The organism is Devosia sp. UYZn731 (genome assembly GCF_040546795.1).
Taxonomy (GTDB): domain Bacteria; phylum Pseudomonadota; class Alphaproteobacteria; order Rhizobiales; family Devosiaceae; genus Devosia.
Genome location: NZ_JBEPOL010000005.1, coordinates 325,961 through 343,298 on the forward strand (window position 1 = coordinate 325,961; position 17,338 = coordinate 343,298).

At 62.4% G+C, this 17,338-nt stretch carries 14 protein-coding genes; 11 read left to right on the forward strand and 3 right to left on the reverse strand.

The window, feature by feature from the left end; all coding sequences use genetic code 11:
- Window positions 1–33: 33 nt before the first annotated feature.
- Complete coding sequence (locus ABIB57_RS14440; protein WP_354041712.1) at window positions 34–1,362, reverse strand: TolC family protein; 1,329 nt, start codon at window positions 1,360–1,362, stop codon at window positions 34–36.
- A 535-nt stretch (window positions 1,363–1,897) separates the two neighbouring features.
- A complete protein-coding gene (locus tag ABIB57_RS14445; RefSeq protein WP_354041714.1) occupies window positions 1,898–2,551 on the reverse strand; it encodes a GntR family transcriptional regulator in 654 nt (217 codons plus the stop codon).
- A gap of 248 nt (window positions 2,552–2,799) precedes the next feature.
- Between ABIB57_RS14445 and ABIB57_RS14450 the strand changes: the two genes are divergently transcribed.
- The 10 genes from ABIB57_RS14450 to ABIB57_RS14495 are packed head-to-tail and all read left to right on the forward strand — an operon-like array spanning window position 2,800 to window position 14,453.
- Entirely contained in the window at window positions 2,800–3,915 is a 1,116-nt protein-coding gene (locus ABIB57_RS14450; RefSeq protein WP_354041715.1) for an ABC transporter ATP-binding protein, read from the forward strand.
- 33 nt (window positions 3,916–3,948) lie between these two features.
- Window positions 3,949–5,214, forward strand: a complete 1,266-nt coding sequence (locus ABIB57_RS14455) for an ABC transporter substrate-binding protein (protein ID WP_354041716.1) — start codon at window positions 3,949–3,951, stop codon at window positions 5,212–5,214.
- 59 nt (window positions 5,215–5,273) lie between these two features.
- A complete protein-coding gene (locus ABIB57_RS14460) occupies window positions 5,274–6,209 on the forward strand; it encodes a carbohydrate ABC transporter permease (RefSeq protein ID WP_354041718.1) in 936 nt (311 codons plus the stop codon).
- 7 nt (window positions 6,210–6,216) lie between these two features.
- On the forward strand, window positions 6,217–7,104 hold the full coding sequence (locus ABIB57_RS14465; protein WP_354041719.1) for a carbohydrate ABC transporter permease: 888 nt from the start codon (window positions 6,217–6,219) through the stop codon (window positions 7,102–7,104).
- A 39-nt stretch (window positions 7,105–7,143) separates the two neighbouring features.
- A complete protein-coding gene (locus tag ABIB57_RS14470; protein WP_354041720.1) occupies window positions 7,144–8,268 on the forward strand; it encodes an enolase C-terminal domain-like protein in 1,125 nt (374 codons plus the stop codon).
- Between the two features lie 59 nt (window positions 8,269–8,327).
- On the forward strand, window positions 8,328–9,578 hold the full coding sequence (locus ABIB57_RS14475) for an extracellular solute-binding protein (protein WP_354041721.1): 1,251 nt from the start codon (window positions 8,328–8,330) through the stop codon (window positions 9,576–9,578).
- A gap of 59 nt (window positions 9,579–9,637) precedes the next feature.
- A complete protein-coding gene (locus tag ABIB57_RS14480) occupies window positions 9,638–10,597 on the forward strand; it encodes a carbohydrate ABC transporter permease (protein WP_354041723.1) in 960 nt (319 codons plus the stop codon).
- 4 nt (window positions 10,598–10,601) lie between these two features.
- Window positions 10,602–11,447 carry a carbohydrate ABC transporter permease gene (locus tag ABIB57_RS14485; protein ID WP_354041724.1) on the forward strand — a complete coding sequence of 282 codons (846 nt, stop codon included), beginning with the start codon at window positions 10,602–10,604 and terminating at the stop codon, window positions 11,445–11,447.
- Between the two features lie 4 nt (window positions 11,448–11,451).
- Window positions 11,452–12,528, forward strand: a complete 1,077-nt coding sequence (locus ABIB57_RS14490) for an ABC transporter ATP-binding protein (protein WP_354041725.1) — start codon at window positions 11,452–11,454, stop codon at window positions 12,526–12,528.
- A gap of 32 nt (window positions 12,529–12,560) precedes the next feature.
- Complete coding sequence (locus ABIB57_RS14495) at window positions 12,561–14,453, forward strand: DUF8034 domain-containing protein (RefSeq protein WP_354041727.1); 1,893 nt, start codon at window positions 12,561–12,563, stop codon at window positions 14,451–14,453.
- A gap of 54 nt (window positions 14,454–14,507) precedes the next feature.
- Here the strand turns inward: ABIB57_RS14495 and ABIB57_RS14500 are convergent, their stop codons facing one another.
- Entirely contained in the window at window positions 14,508–16,103 is a 1,596-nt protein-coding gene (locus tag ABIB57_RS14500) for a GMC oxidoreductase (protein ID WP_354041728.1), read from the reverse strand.
- A 219-nt stretch (window positions 16,104–16,322) separates the two neighbouring features.
- Here ABIB57_RS14500 and ABIB57_RS14505 point away from each other — a divergent pair, with 219 nt between their 5' ends.
- Window positions 16,323–17,246 (forward strand): glycosyltransferase family 2 protein, encoded by a 924-nt coding sequence (locus tag ABIB57_RS14505; RefSeq protein ID WP_354041729.1) that lies wholly within the window; start codon window positions 16,323–16,325, stop codon window positions 17,244–17,246.
- The last annotated feature ends 92 nt before the right edge of the window (window positions 17,247–17,338 follow it).

Genomic DNA, 17,338 nt, shown 5'->3' on the forward strand with positions numbered 1-17,338 from the left:
AACGGCGCTACGGCTTCGGGCCGTAGCTTCCGCTCAATTGACGAAAGACGTCAGATCGAGCGGCTTGCGCTCGGGCTCGGTGCCATCCCAGGTTTCAACCTTGAGCGCATCGCGCGCATAGGCACCGGCCTGCTTGGGCGCTTCCAGACCCATAAAGCTGAGCAGATGGCCCGTCGCGGCCATCAGCCGGTATTCGGCAAAATTGACGCCGAAGGCCGACGTTTCCTGCAAAATCTGAACGTTCACGCGGGTGTTCTGCGCATCCAGCACATCGAGGAGCGAACGGTCACCGACACCGAACTGCTCGCGATATGCAGAAATCAGCTTGGCCGAGGCATCGAGCTGATCGCGATAGGTCGCATAGAGCGTTCCCTGGGTCTGCAAACGCAGCCAGGACGTCCGCACGGCCTCTTCGACTTCGCGGAAAGCCTGATCCTGAGCATAGATCGCTTCAGACTGGCGGCGCACCTGCTCCTGCACCTGGGCGTCCTTAACGCCACCATCAAAGATATTCCAGCGCAGCGACAAACGCCCACTCAGGTCCTGGGTGACTTCTTCGGTGCCACCGATGTCAAATCCGGTCGAGGCGCGCGCCTCAAACTGCAGCTTGGGACCGAAGGCGCCTTCCGCCTGGGAGACCAAGGCCGCCGACGCGTCGATATCGGCATTGGCGATACGAACCATCGGATTGTTGACGCGCGCGCTTTCGATCGCGGCCACAAGCGTTTTTGGCAGCGAGCCACCAACGCGTGGCGGCATCGCAACGGTGTCCGGACGCGTGCCGACAAACAGATCAAACTCGATGCGGGCAGCTTCAAGCTCGACGGCCGCTTCAGTCAAGCGGGCGCGGGCCGCAGCCATGCGCTCGATAACCTGGAACCGATCGGCCTCAGTCAACTGGCCGCTTTCGATGCTGCTGGAAACGTCCTGCAGCATGGATTCGTGGAAGCCCACATTCTGCTGATTGAGCGCGACAATGCGCTGCTGCAGCAGGACCTGATAATAAACGCGGGCGATCTGCAATGCGATGAATTCGCTGCGCTCGAGCACGCGGAACGATGCCCCATCAATACGGGCCGCTTGGCGCGACACTTCGGCGTCGCGGAACCCACCGTCCAAAAGATCAAAAGTCGCCACAAGCGCGACCTGGGAGGGATACAGCGCGCTGTCATCGATCCCTGCGGCGCGACGCGACGGGCTGCTCAGCAATTGAGCGCCGGTCGAGGCTTCAAGATCAACGCGCGGCGCGTACAAACCGAGGGCCTGGCGCAACTCGAATTCGGTTGCCTCCCGGTTCTGAATTGCCTGCCCGATTTCAGGATTGGATTCGAGAGCAAGCTGCGTCGCGTCTCGCAGCGACATGGCTGACACCGGCACAATAAACGCGGTGGACAGAGCAGTCCCCAACGCCAACAGGCGCAAGAAATTCGAAAACATATGGCCCCCAAGCCTATCCAAAATCTACACGAAGAGTACCCGCAAAATACTGCGGACAGGCACGTCTCGCTCGTTGCCGAAACAACGGCGGCGAAGGAGCGCATTCTGCACCCAATGCCACCTTAGCTTCAGCGACGTCGCCCCAAATTTTGCACGGCATCCCGCATGCAAAACCAGTCTAGTTTATAATCTTAAGGACAAAAAGACTGCCGGAAATACGCACCCTGAACATGTCGGTCACTGTCCCCCAGCGCCTCGGACTCGTTCAGAATCGATCCTGCCGTCTATGCTCCCCCCAACAATAACCAGCGCCGCTTTTTACTGACAACCCACGCAGCATACAAGTAGAGCCGTCAGCATGACACGCTTCTATCCACCAAAGGGTAAATTTGCAACAATTGGGCTATACGGATAGCTCGAAAGAGGCACCGCCGCCGCTGACACGGCTAGCCGAATGCGCTCAGGCGGCAAAAGTGCGATGGGTGGAGGCGCGGAAATGGGCTTCGATCGCCGCGACGGCGCCCTCAACGTCACGGGTCTCAAGACACTTGATCACTTCAAGATGCTCGTCGATGGTCTTGAGTAGGGCGCTGCGAAAGCCCGGGCGGCGATGCACCTGCTGGGCCATGCGAATATTCTCCTGTACCCGGTCGTGGGTATCAAGAATGGCGCGGTTGCCCAAGGCTTCGACGATCTCGCGATGCATGCGCATGTCCAGCCGGGTGAAGCGGAGCAGCGATTCCTCGAACGGGCCACCCTCGGTGAGGTTGAGGCGGGCTTCCTCGTGGCTTTCGCGCATATTGGCGAGCCACTCTTCGGTGACGGTGTCGCCGAAGCTGCGCAGTGCGAATACCTCGATCATAATGCGGAACTGGTAGTTTTCACGAATGAACGCCACCTCCGGATAGACGATCCGAATACCTGTGCGCGGCTTGATCTCAACCAGCCCGAATTCCTCGAGCAGGACCAGCGTTTCGCGCAGCGGCGATAGCGACAGGCCGAGCAGGTCGCACAGTTCGTTCTGCGTTACCACCATGCCGGCCTGCAGGGTGCCGGCCTGCATCGCCTTGCGGAAGCGGCGGTATCCATCATTGTCTTGGCGGGCGTCGGACATTTTACCTGCAGTCAATGTTGCGGTCTCAGCCTTTGGTATATCTGATGGCAATTTAGAAATCTCACGAAAATCCTAGCATACAAAGGAATTTTGAAACTCGGCGACAGCGCGAGAAGCGCAATCCGCCATCCCGTCCGGGCAATTATCCACAGACCCGCTTGACGTGAGATATTATTAGACCGCAATGATATCTCAATGGAGGAAAGCCTATGCGATCGATAGCGCGCTGCGCCGTTCGGGGCCTCTAGATGGCCGAAGTCGAACTCAACAATGTCAGCAAGTCGTTCGGCCCGGTCAGCGTCATCGAGGGTGTCGATCTGACCATCGAAAAGGGCGAGTTCGTCGTGTTTGTCGGCGCCTCGGGTTCCGGCAAGTCGACGCTGTTGCGCATGATCGCGGGACTCGAAACGGTCAGCGGCGGCGACATCAGGATCGACGGCAAGGACGTGACGTTCGATGAGCCGGCGGATCGTGGCATCGCCATGGTGTTCCAGTCCTACGCGCTCTACCCGCACATGAATGTCTACGACAACATCGCCTTCAACCTGAAGCTGGCGCGGGTTGGCCGCGAGGAGATCGACAAACGGGTCAAGGAGGCAGCGCGCATCCTGCGGCTCGAGCCGCTGCTGAGCCGGTCGCCTGCGCAATTGTCCGGCGGTCAGCGCCAGCGCGTCGCTATCGGCCGCGCCATTGTGCGCAATCCAAAGGTGTTCCTGTTCGACGAGCCGCTGTCCAACCTTGATGCGGCGCTGCGAGTGCAGATGCGGCTTGAAATCGAGCGGCTGCACCGCGAGCTGGGCACGACCATGATTTACGTGACCCACGACCAGGTCGAAGCCATGACGCTGGCCGACCGGATCGTGGCACTCGACAGCGGCCGCATTCAGCAGGTCGGGCCACCGCTCGAACTCTATGCACGGCCCAACAATCTGTTCGTCGCCGGCTTCATCGGCTCGCCCAAGATGAACCTGATGGGTGGAAAGGTTTTACAGACAACCGCCGGCAAGGCGGTGGTGGAGTTGGCCGCCAATGCTGCACCCCGGCTCGAACTCGCCTTGGCCGACGCGGCCATGGGTGATGCCCTCACGCTGGGCGTGCGGCCCGAAGTGCTGGCGATCATTGCCGCGGACGCCGCCGTTCCGGACGGAATGACCGCGCTGCCGGCCAAGGTCGAGTCCATCGAACGGCTCGGCAATATCACCTTTGCCTATCTCGATGCAGGAACGTCCGAGCTGCTGACCATCCAGGTGATGGGGCACTCCGATCTCCAGCCCGGACACCCGGTTCGCGTCGGGATCTGGCCGCAGGACGTCCACGTTTTTAACGCCACCGGCGCCGTCATGGTGTCGGCAACACAGCGATAACCGGCAAAGTCCGGACATGAGGAGGAGAGACTGATGCATGGTTTTAGGGCCGCCGCACTTATGGGCGGGATGATGCTGGGGGCGACGGTGGGCGTTGCGACCGCGCAGGATGCGGTGACGCTCAATGTCTGGTCGGACACGCCGCGCCTGACGATGTTCGATCTCTATGACAAGACGCACGACGCCGTCACGCTCAACGTCACCACGGTGGCGCCGGCCGACCTGATCGCCAAAATCCAGCTGGCGCTGCAGGCCAAGAGCGAAATTCCCGACGTGATCTTCATGTCCGATATCGGCTACACGGCCCAGCTCTCCACCCGCCGGTCCAACTACCTGCTCGACCTGACCGACAAGGTGCCGCAGGCGCTGCAGGACGAGTTCTACCCCAATGGCAATTCACCCTGCCACGTCAATGGCAAGCTGCTCTGCCTGCGCAACGACCTCGCCCACATGATCGTCTGGTACGACAAGGGCGCCATGGAGGCGCTGGGCAAGCCCATTCCCACTACATGGGAGGAGTTCCAGACGCTGGGCGCCGAGCTTGGTCCGCAGGGCTATGTGCTGGGCAGCGGCGTCGAGTCGGCGGTTCTGCAAAGCTACCTCGTGTCTGACGGATGCGACCTGGTGATGCCGGTCGAGGGCAAGCCGGATACGCTCAAGATCGATCTGACGACCGACAAATGCCTGAAGCCGGCGCGCATGGTCGACGCCATGATTACCAATGGCAGCCTGTCCAAGGTGGGCACATTCGAGCCCGATTTCGTCAACCTCGCCAAGACCGGCAAGGTGCCGCTATTGGTCGGGCCGACCTGGTTCGGCGAATATGTCATCAAGCCGACCTATGAGCTGCCTGCCGGCAAGCTTGTGGCTGCGCTCCCGCTCAAATGGGACGACCAGAGCCAGCCCCTGACCTGGAGCTGGGGCGGCGGCACTTATGGCGGCTGGAAGGACACTGCCCATCCCGCCGAGGTCGTCGATCTCATCACCTGGATGGCCACCGACGTCGCCAACCAGACCGCGGCGGTGACACTGCCGGCCCATCGTCCATCGGCCGAGGCTTGGGGCGCCCGGCTCAAGGCCGACTCCTACTATGCCAGCGCCGACGTGTTCGACGTCGAGGTGGCGGCCGCAGCGTTCAGCCATCCCGGTTACACCAGCCTGCGTTTCGTCGTCGCCGACGCCATCGCCAAGGTGGTGGTGCAGGGCATGAGCAGCGGCGGCACGGTGGAGGGCTCCCTGCCCGCGCTGCAGGCCGAGCTGATCAACCTCGCCAAGCTCAACGGCTACACCGTCGAATAAGCCAACCACGGGGCCGGACGCGCTTATGGCGTGTCCGGTCGCGACGGCAGTAGGTATTCATGAGCGCAACGGCAATGACATCGGACGGACGGCTTGCGGCGAGCGAGCGCGCCCACAAGGAAAAGCAGAAGGCGCGGCGCGACGCCCGTATGTCCTATCTGCTGCTGGCGCCCTATCTGCTGCTGCTCGTGATGTTCGGGATTTTCCCGATCGCCTATGCGTTCGGCCTGAGCTTCTTCGACACCATCGAAATGGTGTTCTGGGGAGTGACCAACTACCAGTTCGTCTTCAATGATTTCCGCGTGCCGGCCAGCGTGATCAACGTGCTCGGCTTCGTCGGCATCTGGGTCGCCATGACGGTGATCGGGGTCGCGACGTTGTCGCTGATGCTCGACAGCGTCGGAAGGCGGACCGCCAATGCCTTGCGGACGGTGTATTTCCTGCCCGGCGCGGTGACCTCATCGGCCATTGTCGTGCTGTGGCTGTTCGTGCTCGACCCATCGGTCAGCCCGTTCCAGCCGGTGCTGCACGGGCTCGGCTGGGGCACGCGGGCCCAGGTCATTTCCGGCGTCGGTCTGGCCGGGATTTTCGCCATCATGGCGTATTTCTCGAGTTCCGGCGGCTGGATCGTCGTCTTCGGCGGGGCGCTGTCGAGCCTGCCGGTCGAAGTGATGGAGGCCGCACGGATCGATGGGGCCAACCGGTTCCAACTGGCGCTGCGCATCAAGCTGCCCCTGATCTGGCGCTCGCTGGTGCTGATGGCGATCCTGTCGCTGGCCGGTGGATTGCAGCTCTTCGTGGAACCACAATTGATGGGACTGGCCGGTCCACAATTCGCCCAGAACGACTGGTCGCTCAATCAGATGGCGTTCCAATATGCCTTTCGCATGGGCGATTTCGGCGCCTCGGCGGCGCTGAGCACGCTGCTGGTCGGCGCCTCGATTGCCATCGCCCTGGTGATCGTTTTCGCCACCAAGTTCTACAAGATCGATTGAGGGCAGTATGAGCACCAGAACCGCCCCCATCCGCCTCAACCTTGGCCGCCTCGTCGTCTATGCGACGCTGGCCTTCGCCGTGTGCTTTTACGGCATTCCGCTGCTGTGGCTCTTCATCGCTGGCACCCGTTCGGAGTCGTCCCTGCTCAGCGATCCGCCGTTTGCGCTGGGCACCTGGGAGGCGTTCAGCCGCACCTGGAGTAACCTCACCAGCTATAACAATTTTCAGATCGTCAGCTGGGCAACCAATTCGCTGATCTATTCGGTCGGCGGGGTCTTGCTGTCGCTGGTGGCCTGCATCCCCGGCGGCTACGCGCTGGCGCTGTCGGAATTTCGCGGTCGCAAGCTGATCCTGCTGCTGACGCTGATCGCCATGATCACGCCGAGCACGGCAGTGGTGCTGCCCATCTTCCTCGAGATGAACCTGCTGGGGCTCAGCAACACCTATGCGGGCATGATCCTGGCGTCGGGGTTTTTCCCCTTCGGCGTCTACCTGACCTACGTGTATTTCTCGAGCTCGCTGCCCAAGGGCGTTATGGATTCCGCCCGGGTCGATGGCTGCAATCGCTTCCAGTTGTTCACCCGCATCGCCCTGCCCTTGGCGCGGCCGATCATTGCGCTCGTGGCGTTCTTCAGCTTCCTCGCCATCTGGTCGAACTACTTTTTGGCCTTCGTGCTGCTCAGCGACGACAAGCTCTACAACCTGCCGGTTGGGCTGACGGCGCTGGTGAGCGGTTCGGGGGCACTCAGCAACCTGCCGTCCAATGACGTTCCGATCAAGAAGCCCGAAGTGGTGCTGGCCGCCATTCTGGTGGTGCTGCCGGTGCTGTTGATCTTCATGGCGGCGCAACGCTTCGTGCGCTCCGGCATGCTGTCGGGCGCGGAAAAGGGTTAGCGGCCCAGGGCCGCAATTATCATACTGACGGAGGATGTAATGAAGATCACGGGGTTCACGGGTTGGCTGGTTGAAACCGAGCCGGGGCCGAAATTCATCTGGCGCGATGGCCTGCCCGGCTCGCATGGCGATATTCCGCGGGGCACCAAGCCGCGCAAGGCGGTGATCCGCATGGAGACCGATAGTGGGCTGGTCGGTGCCATCGAAATGGGCCGCGGCGACGCCGTGATCGACCTGGTGCGTCGCCGTTACAACTGGTTCATCGGCGAAAATCCGCTGCTGACCGAGCGGATATGGAACCTGATGTGGGAAATCGACCGCATCGAAGAGGTCCATATGCGCTCGCTCGGCATGCTCGACATGCTGTGCTGGGACGTCAAATCGCAGCAGGCGAAAATGCCGATCTACCAGTTGCTGGGCGGCCATGACCGCGTGGTGCCGGCCTATGCGTCGACGGTTACCTGGCCGACGATGGACGAGTACGAGCGCTACATCAAGATGAGCCGCGACCTGGGTTTCACCGCGTTCAAGCTGCATGCCTGGGGCGACGTGAAGCGCGATATCGCGCTCTCCACCAACCTGCGCAAATGGGTTGGCCCCGACGCCGACCTGATGTTCGATGGTTCGGCGGGCTGGGATTATGTGCAGGCGCTGGAGTTCGGCAAGGCGATCCAGGATCTCGGCTTCCTCTGGTACGAGGAGCCGATGCGCGAGTTCTATCTCGGCGCCTATGCCAAGCTCTGCGACAAGCTCGATATTCCCGTGCTCGCGGCCGAAACCTCGGATGGCGTGCATTGGAACATGGCGAGCTGGATCGAGGGCAAGGCGCTCGACATGACCCGCGTCTCGACCTTCTATAAGGGCGGTTTCACCGGCGCGATGAAGATCGCGCATATGTCGGAAAGCTTTGGCATGCGGGCGCAGGTGCACGGCATGGGGCTGGAAAATGCACAGCTTTGCGCGGCCATTTCCAACAACGACTATTACGAGCAGTTGATCATGAACGAGGAGCAGATCAAGGGCCTCGACAAGCTCGGTCCGCTCTCGATCGTGGGCGGCAATCTCACCGTCACCGACGAGCCGGGTCTTGGCTATCACTATGACTGGGACGCGCTCGACAAGGCGGCCCTGACCAAGATCGAGGTCACCGAGAGGCTGGCTTGACCCCAAGAGCAAAAAAGCAAGCAATGCATCACTGAAACCAACAAAATGGAGGAGTTATCATGACGGGTTTCGATAGACGTTCAGTCCTGAAGATGGGCGGAGGGGCGCTGGCCGCTTCGGCCTTGCTACCGGCGTATGCGTTCGGCCAATCGACGGCGATCAACTACTGGCACACCTTCACCAGCCAGTCCGAGTTTGCCGGCCTAGACGAGGTGATGAAGCTGTTCGCCGCAGCGCATCCGGATATCACCGTCACGCAGGAGAATATCCCCAATCCCGAATTCATGGCTAAGGTCACCGCGGCGGTGGTCTCGGGGAGCCGTCCGGATACGACCATGGTGGCGTCTGAACGAGTGGCCGACCTGGTCGCCATGAACGGCCTCACCGACCTGACCGACCGGATCGCAAGTTGGGACCGCCGGTCAGATTTCGACGACGCTCGCTTCAAATCGATCACCGTGGACGGCAAGGTCTATGGCGTTCCCGCCTTTACCTTTGTGGACTGGATGTATTACCGCAAGGACTGGTTCGACGAGGCGGGCCTGGCGCCGCCCACCACTTTTGCGGAATTCCGCGACGCGGCCATCAAGCTGACCGACCCGGCCAAGGGCCGCTTCGGCTTCGGCATGCGCGCCGGTGCCGGCGGGCAGGCCTATGTGATCAACGTCATGGAAGGGTTCGGCGCCAAGCTGGTGCAGGACGATGGCACGATCGGGCTCGACCGGGACAAGGCCATCGAAGCCGTGGACTGGTGGGCGGGCCTGTTGACCCGGGATGGCGCGGTGCCGCCCAGCGCGCCCAATGATGGCTTCCGCCAGATCATGGAAGCGTTCCAGACCGGCCAGACGGCGATGGTGTGGCATCACACCGGCTCGTTCCAGGACAATGCCAAGCTGCTCAAGCCGGGCGTTGAGTTCGCCACTGCAGTGATCCCAGCAGGTCCGGTGAACAAGATATCGCGGCTGGGCTATGCCTATAACACCGTGACCAACCCGGACACGATCGATGCCGGCTGGGAGTGGCTCAAGTTCTGGGGCGAGCCTGATGCCGCAATCGCCTTCCTCGAAAAGACCGGCTACTTCCCCGCCTCCACCGCGGCGGCCAAGGACGAGCGCATTTCGGGCAACCCGCTCTACAAGCCGGCGGCCGATACGCTGGGCTTCGGCATTCCGGCGCCGAGCTTTCCGGGTTCTGCCGGCTGGGCCGAGGGCGTCGTGCTGCCCGCCTTCCAACGCGTGCTGATCAAGGAAGCGACCCCCGAACAGGCGGTCGACGAGATGATCGACGGCCTTGCCCAGGCCATTGGCTAACTCGCATCTGGCGGCCGGACACCCGGCCGCCTCCCCTTTCCGAACAAAAGCGAGGCCAGATGATCTCGAATACAGGCCCTGCCTATTCACCGCGCCAGCGGTCGGCATTTGATCGCTACAATCCATTGCGCTGGATCGGCGAACTCAGCGAAACGCGGTACTGGATGTACCTGCTGCTGCTGCCGAGTGCGCTGCTGATCTGTGCCGTGGTGATCTACCCCACGCTTTACGGCATGCAAATGAGTTTCCACGAGATGCGGCTCAATCGCCCCGGCCTCGGCAATGGCTGGGTCGGGCTGAAGCATTATCAGCGCATGGTGAGCGACCCGATCTTCTGGGTATCGCTGCGCAATACGGCGGTCTGGGTGACCTCGGCGATCGCGCTGGAATTCCTGGTCGGGCTTATCGCCGCGCTGGCGCTGAACCGCAACCTGCCCGGCAGCAAGGTGCTGGCGGTGTTGATCCTGCTCCCCTATTTCCTGCCCAATGTGGTGGCGGGGCATATGTGGGCGCTGATGCTCGATCCGCGCCTGGGCGTGATCAACGACCTGCTGGTCAAGATCGGCCTGTTGCAGGGCTACAAGGCCTGGTTCGCCGACCCTACCACCGCCATGGCGGCTGCCATCGTGGTCGAGGCCTGGCACAGCTTTCCGTTTTTCACGCTGCTGCTCTTGGCCGGGCTCAAGGGCATCCCGACCGATGTCTACAAAGCCGCCGATATCGATGGCGCGGGCGCATTCGCCCAGCTCCGGCTGATTACTTTGCCCATGCTGAAAACCATCATCGCCGCCGCGGTCATCCTGCGCGTCATCGGCCTCGTGAACTCACCGGACCTGCTGCTGATCCTGACCAGCGGCGGGCCGGGCCGCTCGACCCAGGTGCTGTCGCTCTATGCGTTCCAGACCGCCTACAAGGATTTCAACTTCGGTTATGCGGGCGCGCTGTCGGTGGTGATGTTCGTGCTGCTGATGGTGTTTGCCTGGGCCTATGTGCGGCTCTCCAAAGTGAATGAGGACTGACGCCATGGCCGCCACCCGCTCGCGCTCCAAACTGGTCTGGGATATCATCAGCTATATCGTGCTGATTGGCCTGGCCTTCATCTGCATCGCGCCGATCGTCTGGACTTTCCTGACGTCGCTGAAGGTAGAGAGCGATATCGTCACCCGGACGATGCACTACATTCCCCCGAGCATCACGTTCGAGAACTACGTCAAGCTGTGGAACCAGTCGAGCTATCCGACGCTGGTGATCAATAGCCTGATCGTCACGTCGACGACCGTACTGATCTGCCTGCTCACCGGCACCATCGCCGCCTATGCGTTCTCGCGCTTCCAGTTCAAGGGGCGCACCCAGTTGATGCTGGGGTATCTGGTGGTGCGCATGTTTCCGGCGGTGCTGATGATCATACCCCTGTTCATCGTGATGCGACAGGTGGGCCTGCTCGACTCCACCTTCGGGCTGGCCGTGGCCTATACCAGCTTTCTGTTGCCGCTCTTCGTGTGGATGCTGAAAGGCTTCTTCGACGCGGCGCCCAAGGAGCTCGAAAGCGCGGCGCGCATCGATGGCACCACCCGGCTGGGCGCTATGTTCATGGTGGTGATCCCGATCGCCCGCAATGGCCTGCTGGCCACCTGCGTCTTCGTCGCCATCGCAGCGTGGAACGAATATCTGTTCGCGTTGATGCTGACCACCAGCACCGGCTCGCGCACCTGGCCGGTCGGGCTGCAATTGATGGTCGGCGAGTTCCAGCTTCCCTGGGGCATGCTGGCCGCCGGCGGCATGATTTCCATTCTTCCCGTTATCGTCCTGTTCGCCCTGGTGCAGCGGGCGATGGTGGCCGGCCTCACCGCCGGCGCAGTCAAAGGCTAGACCCATGGCAACTCTGTCCATCAACTCTGTCCGCAAAAGCTTCGGCGCCGTCGAGGTGCTCAGCAATATCGATATCGACGTCGAGGACGGCGGCTTCCTCGTGCTGCTCGGGCCCTCGGGATGCGGCAAGTCCACGCTGCTGGCGATCATCGCCGGCCTCGAAACCAGCTCGGGCGGCGACATCCTGATCGGCGACCGCAATGTCAACGACGTGCATCCCAAGGACCGTAACATCGCCATGGTGTTCCAGTCCTACGCGCTCTATCCGACCATGCCGGTGCGCCGGAACATCGGCTTTGGGCTGGAGATGCGCAAGGTCGATGCCAAGGACCGCGATGCCGCGGTGAACCGCGCTGCCGAGCTACTGCAGATCGAGCACCTGCTGGACCGTAAGCCGGGCCAATTGTCCGGTGGGCAGCGCCAGCGCGTTGCCATGGGCCGGGCCATCGTGCGCAATCCGGACCTCTTCCTGTTCGACGAGCCGCTCAGCAATCTCGATGCCAAGCTGCGCGTCGAGATGCGTACCGAAATCAAGCGGCTGCACGAACGGCTGGGCACCACCACGGTCTATGTCACCCACGATCAGGTCGAGGCGCTGACGCTCGGCACCAAGGTCGCGGTGATGAAGGATGGCGTGATCCAGCAGCTCGCCGATCCCGAGACCATCTACGAGCGGCCCGCCAATATGTTCGTCGCCAGTTTCATCGGCTCGCCGACGATGAACTTCCTCAAGGGCACGCTGGAATCGGCTTCAGGCGGCCTCCAGCTGCGCTACGACGGCGGCACGCTGGCGCTGCCGGACCTGACGCAGGACGTTGCGGGTTTCGTGGGTCGCTCGGTGGTGGCCGGCATCCGGCCGGAGACCCTGCATGCAGGACCCGGCGCCGCGACGCTGACCGGCGCTGTCGACATCATCGAGCCGACCGGACCCGACACCATGGTGATCGTCAACGTGGGTGGGCAATTGATCACCGCCCGGCTGGGCCCAAAGGCTCGCCCCGTGTCAGGCCAACCGCTGACCCTTGCGGTGGATAGCGCCGCCATCAATCTTTTCGATCCCGATACCGGCAACCGGATCTGACCGCCGGCACCGCCATCCCGCAAGTAGGCATCATGACTGATCTTTCCAAACTGCCCCAAATCATCGCCACGCGCATCGCCACCATTCCCAAATGGGCGCTGTTGCAACGGCAGATTTTCAGCGTCCTCGACCGAGCCGCGATCGAGTTCGCCGATCGCTATACGCGCGCCGATGGAACGCTGATCTGGCGCGATCGCTGGCCGGGCATGGACGGTTCGGACGATCCCTATGAGGGATTCATGAACATGCCCCTGTTCTACGCGCTGGGCGGCAGCGAAGAAGTTTACCTGCGCTCGCGCACCATCTGGGATGGCATCACCTGGCAGTGGACGGAATATGGCCAGGTTCACCGCGAATACGACGCCTATTACGACTGGATGCACCACGGCGAGAGCAACCTGTTCTTCTACTTTTTCGGCTTGGCCGACCCCGGCGTGCCCAAGGACCGGCAACGCGCGCGCCGCTTTGCGGGCTTCTACAATGGCGAGGACAAGGAGGCGCTCAACTACGATGCGGACAAGCATCTCATCCGCTCGCCGATCAGCGGCAGCAGGGGGCCGCGCTTCGAGCAGACGGGCGAGGACTGGTCGACCCATCGCGAAATCCTCGACAATTACCTGCCGCCCTTCGAGGATATCCCCGGCATCGATCGCTACGCCACGGCGACCCCGTGGTCGAACGACGCCACCTATGCGGACATTCTGGAGCGCATCAATAGCCGGCAATCGCGCGGGGACGTGCCGCTCAATCTCGGCGCCACATCGCTCATGACCCATGCCTTCGCCTATACGGGCGACGAAAAATACCGAGCATGGGTCATCGACTATCTCGGCGCTTGGACCGAGCGTACGGCGCGCAATGGCGGTATTACGCCGGACAATATCGGGCTGTCTGGCGACATCGGCGAATACAATGATGGCAAATGGTGGGGCGGCTATTACGGCTGGCGCTGGCCGCACGGCTCGTTCTCATTGCTGGAGCCGCTCTGCATTGCCGGCGTCAACGCGGCGCTGCTCACCGGCGACATGGCTCACCTCGACCTGCCCCGTTCGCAACTCGACATGCTGTGGGACCTGCGGCGCGAGGAAAACGGCATCCAAGTGGTGCCGAACCGGCACTACGACGCCGGCTGGCGCGACTTCCGCCCGATGCATCCGATGTACGGCACCTATCTGTGGAACGTCTCGATGGCCGAAGAAGATGCCGAGCGGGCCGAACGGGGCTGGACCGGTCATCTCTTCGACGAAGTCAATCCGGCCTATCACGGCTATGGCGCTTCCAATGGCGGCCATATGGGCTTCAACGGCAACACGGCGCAGTGGTTCAAGTTCATTCGCGGGGGCTACCCGAACTATCCCGAGGCTCTGCTCGAAGCCAACCTGACGACCATTTCAAACCAGATCGCCAACTTCCGGGCGCCCGAGAACGATCCCGAAACCATGGATCATTTCCGCGAGTCCATGACCATCCACATGTGGCAGCAGTTGACGCCCATGGTGCTCGAAGGCCTGGCGCAGCTCACGCTAGGCGGACCCATGCACGTCTATCACGGCGGATTGCAGCTGGCGCGTTTCCGCTATTTCGACGCCGATGCGCAACGTCCCGGCCTGCCGCCGGGCGTGGCCGCACTGGTGGACCGATTGGCCGATGCGAGCGCCGCCCTTACCCTGGTCAACACCGATGCCCTCGCGGCCAGGCGCGTCGTGATCCAAGCCGGCGTCTTCGGCGAGCATGTGTTCGATGGCGGCTCGCTTGATGGCGAGCGCTTCGATGCCGCCGGCCGCTGGCTCCTCGTCACCCTTGCCCCCGGCGCAACAGCGCAACTGGAGCTTGGCATGTGCCGCTTCGCCAACGCCCCCAACTATGACACCCCATGGCAAAGCGCCGCCTCGGGCCCCGCGCCACTCATTGGGCGAGAAGGATAGATCCGAGGACGATGACCTCAGTGACGTGAAAACCGGCTCCGCAGGCAATTGCCCTTACAATAGCTGCAAGGGCAATTGCTGGTAGGAGTCCGCCAGCCATAGCGCCAGCTTCATGATGGTGAAGGTGGGGTTGGCGCTGCCAGCGGTGGGAAACACCGCTGCGCTGGCAACGGCGACATTGGGCAGGGCATGGCAGCGCAGGTCGGGGCCGACGACCGACGTTGCAGGATTGGTCCCCATGCGGGCCGAACCCGAAGGATGGGCGCAGGCCTCCGCCTTGTCGGTGATATGGCCGTAGGGATCGGTGACCGACGGATCCCACACCAACGGACACAGGTTATCGAAGCCGGAGCGCTGCCAATAGTGCTTCAAGTGCTGCGCGGTGGCGCGAAAGGTCCGCTCGTCGGCGGCGCGGGGCTTCCAGTCAAACCGGGCCTTGGGCATGCCAAGGCGATCCTTTTTGTCCGACAGGGTGATGCGGTTTTGCGCATGGGGAAGTTGCTCGATCGACGTCATCAGCCGAAAAGCTATGCCTGGGGGCACATAGAGCTGCTTGTGCCACAACCGCCAGAAAGCGCCTTTGGCGACCAGCTTGAAGTCCCTCATGGCCAAGCCGACCTGCCTCATCTCCACCTTTCGCTGTTGCAGCCCATGGGCAATGCTTTTGATTGCCGCGAGGCCACTATTGGCCAGGTCCATCGAAACGTAGACGAACGCACTGGAAACGGCCTCGGTTTCCTGGGCGTCGTGCGACAGCTCCAGATGCAGGTCCCGCCGCGTCCCCTTGACGAACCGATAGCTCAGTAAATGATTGGTGAGCGCGGAGCGGTGACGATCGACCTGCGCCACTTCGGCCTTGAGGTGGTCCTGGAAGTAGCGCCCCAGCGCATCCGTGCACGCAAAGGCATGCCGGTCGCTGGCTTCATCGAGCAAGAGCAGCAGGCGCGTGGATTCTATGGTGCCTGCCGCGATGACAAACTGATCCGCCGTCACCTCGATCCGGCGCTCCGCCAGGCTCTGCGCCTTGAGCGCCAGCAGCCGCCCGGCGTCCCGGTCGAGACCGAAACCTCCAACCGTCGCATTGAGCCAAACCGTAACATACGGGCTTGACCTGAGTTCATCCCCCAGCATGGTGACGATATTGCAGCGCTTGAAGGTCGGGCACTTGGCCCAGCGAGCCTTGAAGTCTTCCTCGTCGGCCCGCAGCAGTCCCGACAGGCCTGGGGTGACGGAATCGATCTCGTCGAAGGAGTCGTGCCCCACTGAAAAGAGCGTCTCCAGTTCCGGCTCATAGCCATCAAGCACGTCTGGGTTGATGGGCCATTCGTGCTGGGCGATATGGTGGCGATCACCGCTATCGGCCGGGCTGATCGGGATCATCCGGCCGCCCCAGCGCGAGGACGAGCCGCCCAACCCGCGATAGCGTCCGGTCAATGCCCGCGAGTAGCGCCGGGCTGGGTCGTCAATTTCATTGAGGGCATGAATTTGCGGATCGAACCGCAGGCTGCCGCTCTCGAGCACGACGACCTTGCGCTTGCGCCGGGCTAACCTGGTGGCCAGCAGCAATCCCGCTATGCCCGCCCCAACCACGCAAAACGAAGCCGTTTCCTTCAGGTCAGGGCCAGCTAACGACAAATCAAGAATGGCCATCAGGTCCCCCGTGCCACGCTACCCGCAGACCCTAGGCCGACATCACGGCGAGGTGTTCTGCACATTATGGGACGGTGGCAGCATCAATTCGAGCTATCGCCCAGCCATGATGGGGTTATTGCCGCCCACGGCCCACCGCCACACTCTGACAGGCGAAAACAGCACCAATGCAACGGCGCGTGACCTTGTCCGAGCGCCGATTGCGGGAGAATTGGACCTATGGTTCGGCCGCCCAGAGTTAGCGTCATCATCCCGCACCTGAACGAGCCCGACGATTTGCGGAAATGCCTGCAATCGCTCGATGCGCAGCGGACGCCTGACCTGCCCTTCGAGATCATCGTGGTCGACAACGGTTCGCGCGTCATGCCCGACTTTGCGGCGACCTTCATTCCTGGCGTGCGGCTGCTGCGCGAAACCACCCCCGGACCGGGCCCGGCGCGCAATCTGGGCGCGGCGATGGCCGCGGCACCAATCCTGGCCTTCATCGATGCGGATTGCGTCGCGGCCAAGGGCTGGCTGGGGGCAATCGTGCGCGGCTTCGACGAGCGTCCTGAGGTGGACTTCGCCGGCGGCGATATTCGCATCCGGCCCGCGGCAGTTGACCGCCTGACCGCGGTCGAGGCCTATGAGAACATCTACAGCTATCGCACGCGACTTTATGTGGAGCAGCACGGCTTCGCCGCCACCGGCAACATGGCGGTCCGCACCGACGTCTTCCGTTCCGTGGGCCCGTTTGGCGGCATCGGCACTATGGAAGATACCGAATGGGGCCAGCGCGCCACATCCATGGGCTACCTCATCACCTACCTGCCGGATGCTCGCGTCTATACGCCCTCATGCAGTTCATTTCCCGAGCTAGCGCGGCGCTGGGATCGTCACGTCGCCCATGAATTCCGCGAAATCGGCGGCGCGAAGTGGGGAAAGCTGCGCTGGCTGGCCAAGAGCGCCGTCATGGCGGCGTCGCCCCCGCTTGAACTGCTGCGCATCTGCAAGTCGGACCGCGTCACCAACTGGCGCGAGCGCTGGCTGGCGCTGCGCTGCGTTACCCGCGTCCGGCTCTACCGTGCGCGCCGGATGGTGGGGCTGGTCTGGCGCGACAACGCCGCCGGCATGGTGGACATGTGGAACCGGGAAAACCGCTGAACCGCGGCCGCTGCATCGATCGAGCTAGATCACGCGGTTCGGCACTCCTCCGATCTGCCCAACCTCCATCGCATGGGCGAAGTGTGCCTCAT

Coding starts and splice junctions, on each gene's coding strand:
- ABIB57_RS14500 (WP_354041728.1), bottom strand. CDS start 16,103: ATGGCCATTCTTGATTTGTCGTTAGCTGGCCCTGACCTGAAGGAAACG.
- ABIB57_RS14475 (WP_354041721.1), top strand. CDS start 8,328: ATGACGGGTTTCGATAGACGTTCAGTCCTGAAGATGGGCGGAGGGGCG.
- ABIB57_RS14445 (WP_354041714.1), bottom strand. CDS start 2,551: ATGTCCGACGCCCGCCAAGACAATGATGGATACCGCCGCTTCCGCAAG.
- ABIB57_RS14460 (WP_354041718.1), top strand. CDS start 5,274: ATGAGCGCAACGGCAATGACATCGGACGGACGGCTTGCGGCGAGCGAG.
- ABIB57_RS14470 (WP_354041720.1), top strand. CDS start 7,144: ATGAAGATCACGGGGTTCACGGGTTGGCTGGTTGAAACCGAGCCGGGG.
- ABIB57_RS14490 (WP_354041725.1), top strand. CDS start 11,452: ATGGCAACTCTGTCCATCAACTCTGTCCGCAAAAGCTTCGGCGCCGTC.
- ABIB57_RS14485 (WP_354041724.1), top strand. CDS start 10,602: ATGGCCGCCACCCGCTCGCGCTCCAAACTGGTCTGGGATATCATCAGC.
- ABIB57_RS14440 (WP_354041712.1), bottom strand. CDS start 1,362: ATGTCGCTGCGAGACGCGACGCAGCTTGCTCTCGAATCCAATCCTGAA.
- ABIB57_RS14450 (WP_354041715.1), top strand. CDS start 2,800: ATGGCCGAAGTCGAACTCAACAATGTCAGCAAGTCGTTCGGCCCGGTC.
- ABIB57_RS14505 (WP_354041729.1), top strand. CDS start 16,323: ATGGTTCGGCCGCCCAGAGTTAGCGTCATCATCCCGCACCTGAACGAG.
- ABIB57_RS14465 (WP_354041719.1), top strand. CDS start 6,217: ATGAGCACCAGAACCGCCCCCATCCGCCTCAACCTTGGCCGCCTCGTC.
- ABIB57_RS14455 (WP_354041716.1), top strand. CDS start 3,949: ATGCATGGTTTTAGGGCCGCCGCACTTATGGGCGGGATGATGCTGGGG.
- ABIB57_RS14480 (WP_354041723.1), top strand. CDS start 9,638: ATGATCTCGAATACAGGCCCTGCCTATTCACCGCGCCAGCGGTCGGCA.
- ABIB57_RS14495 (WP_354041727.1), top strand. CDS start 12,561: ATGACTGATCTTTCCAAACTGCCCCAAATCATCGCCACGCGCATCGCC.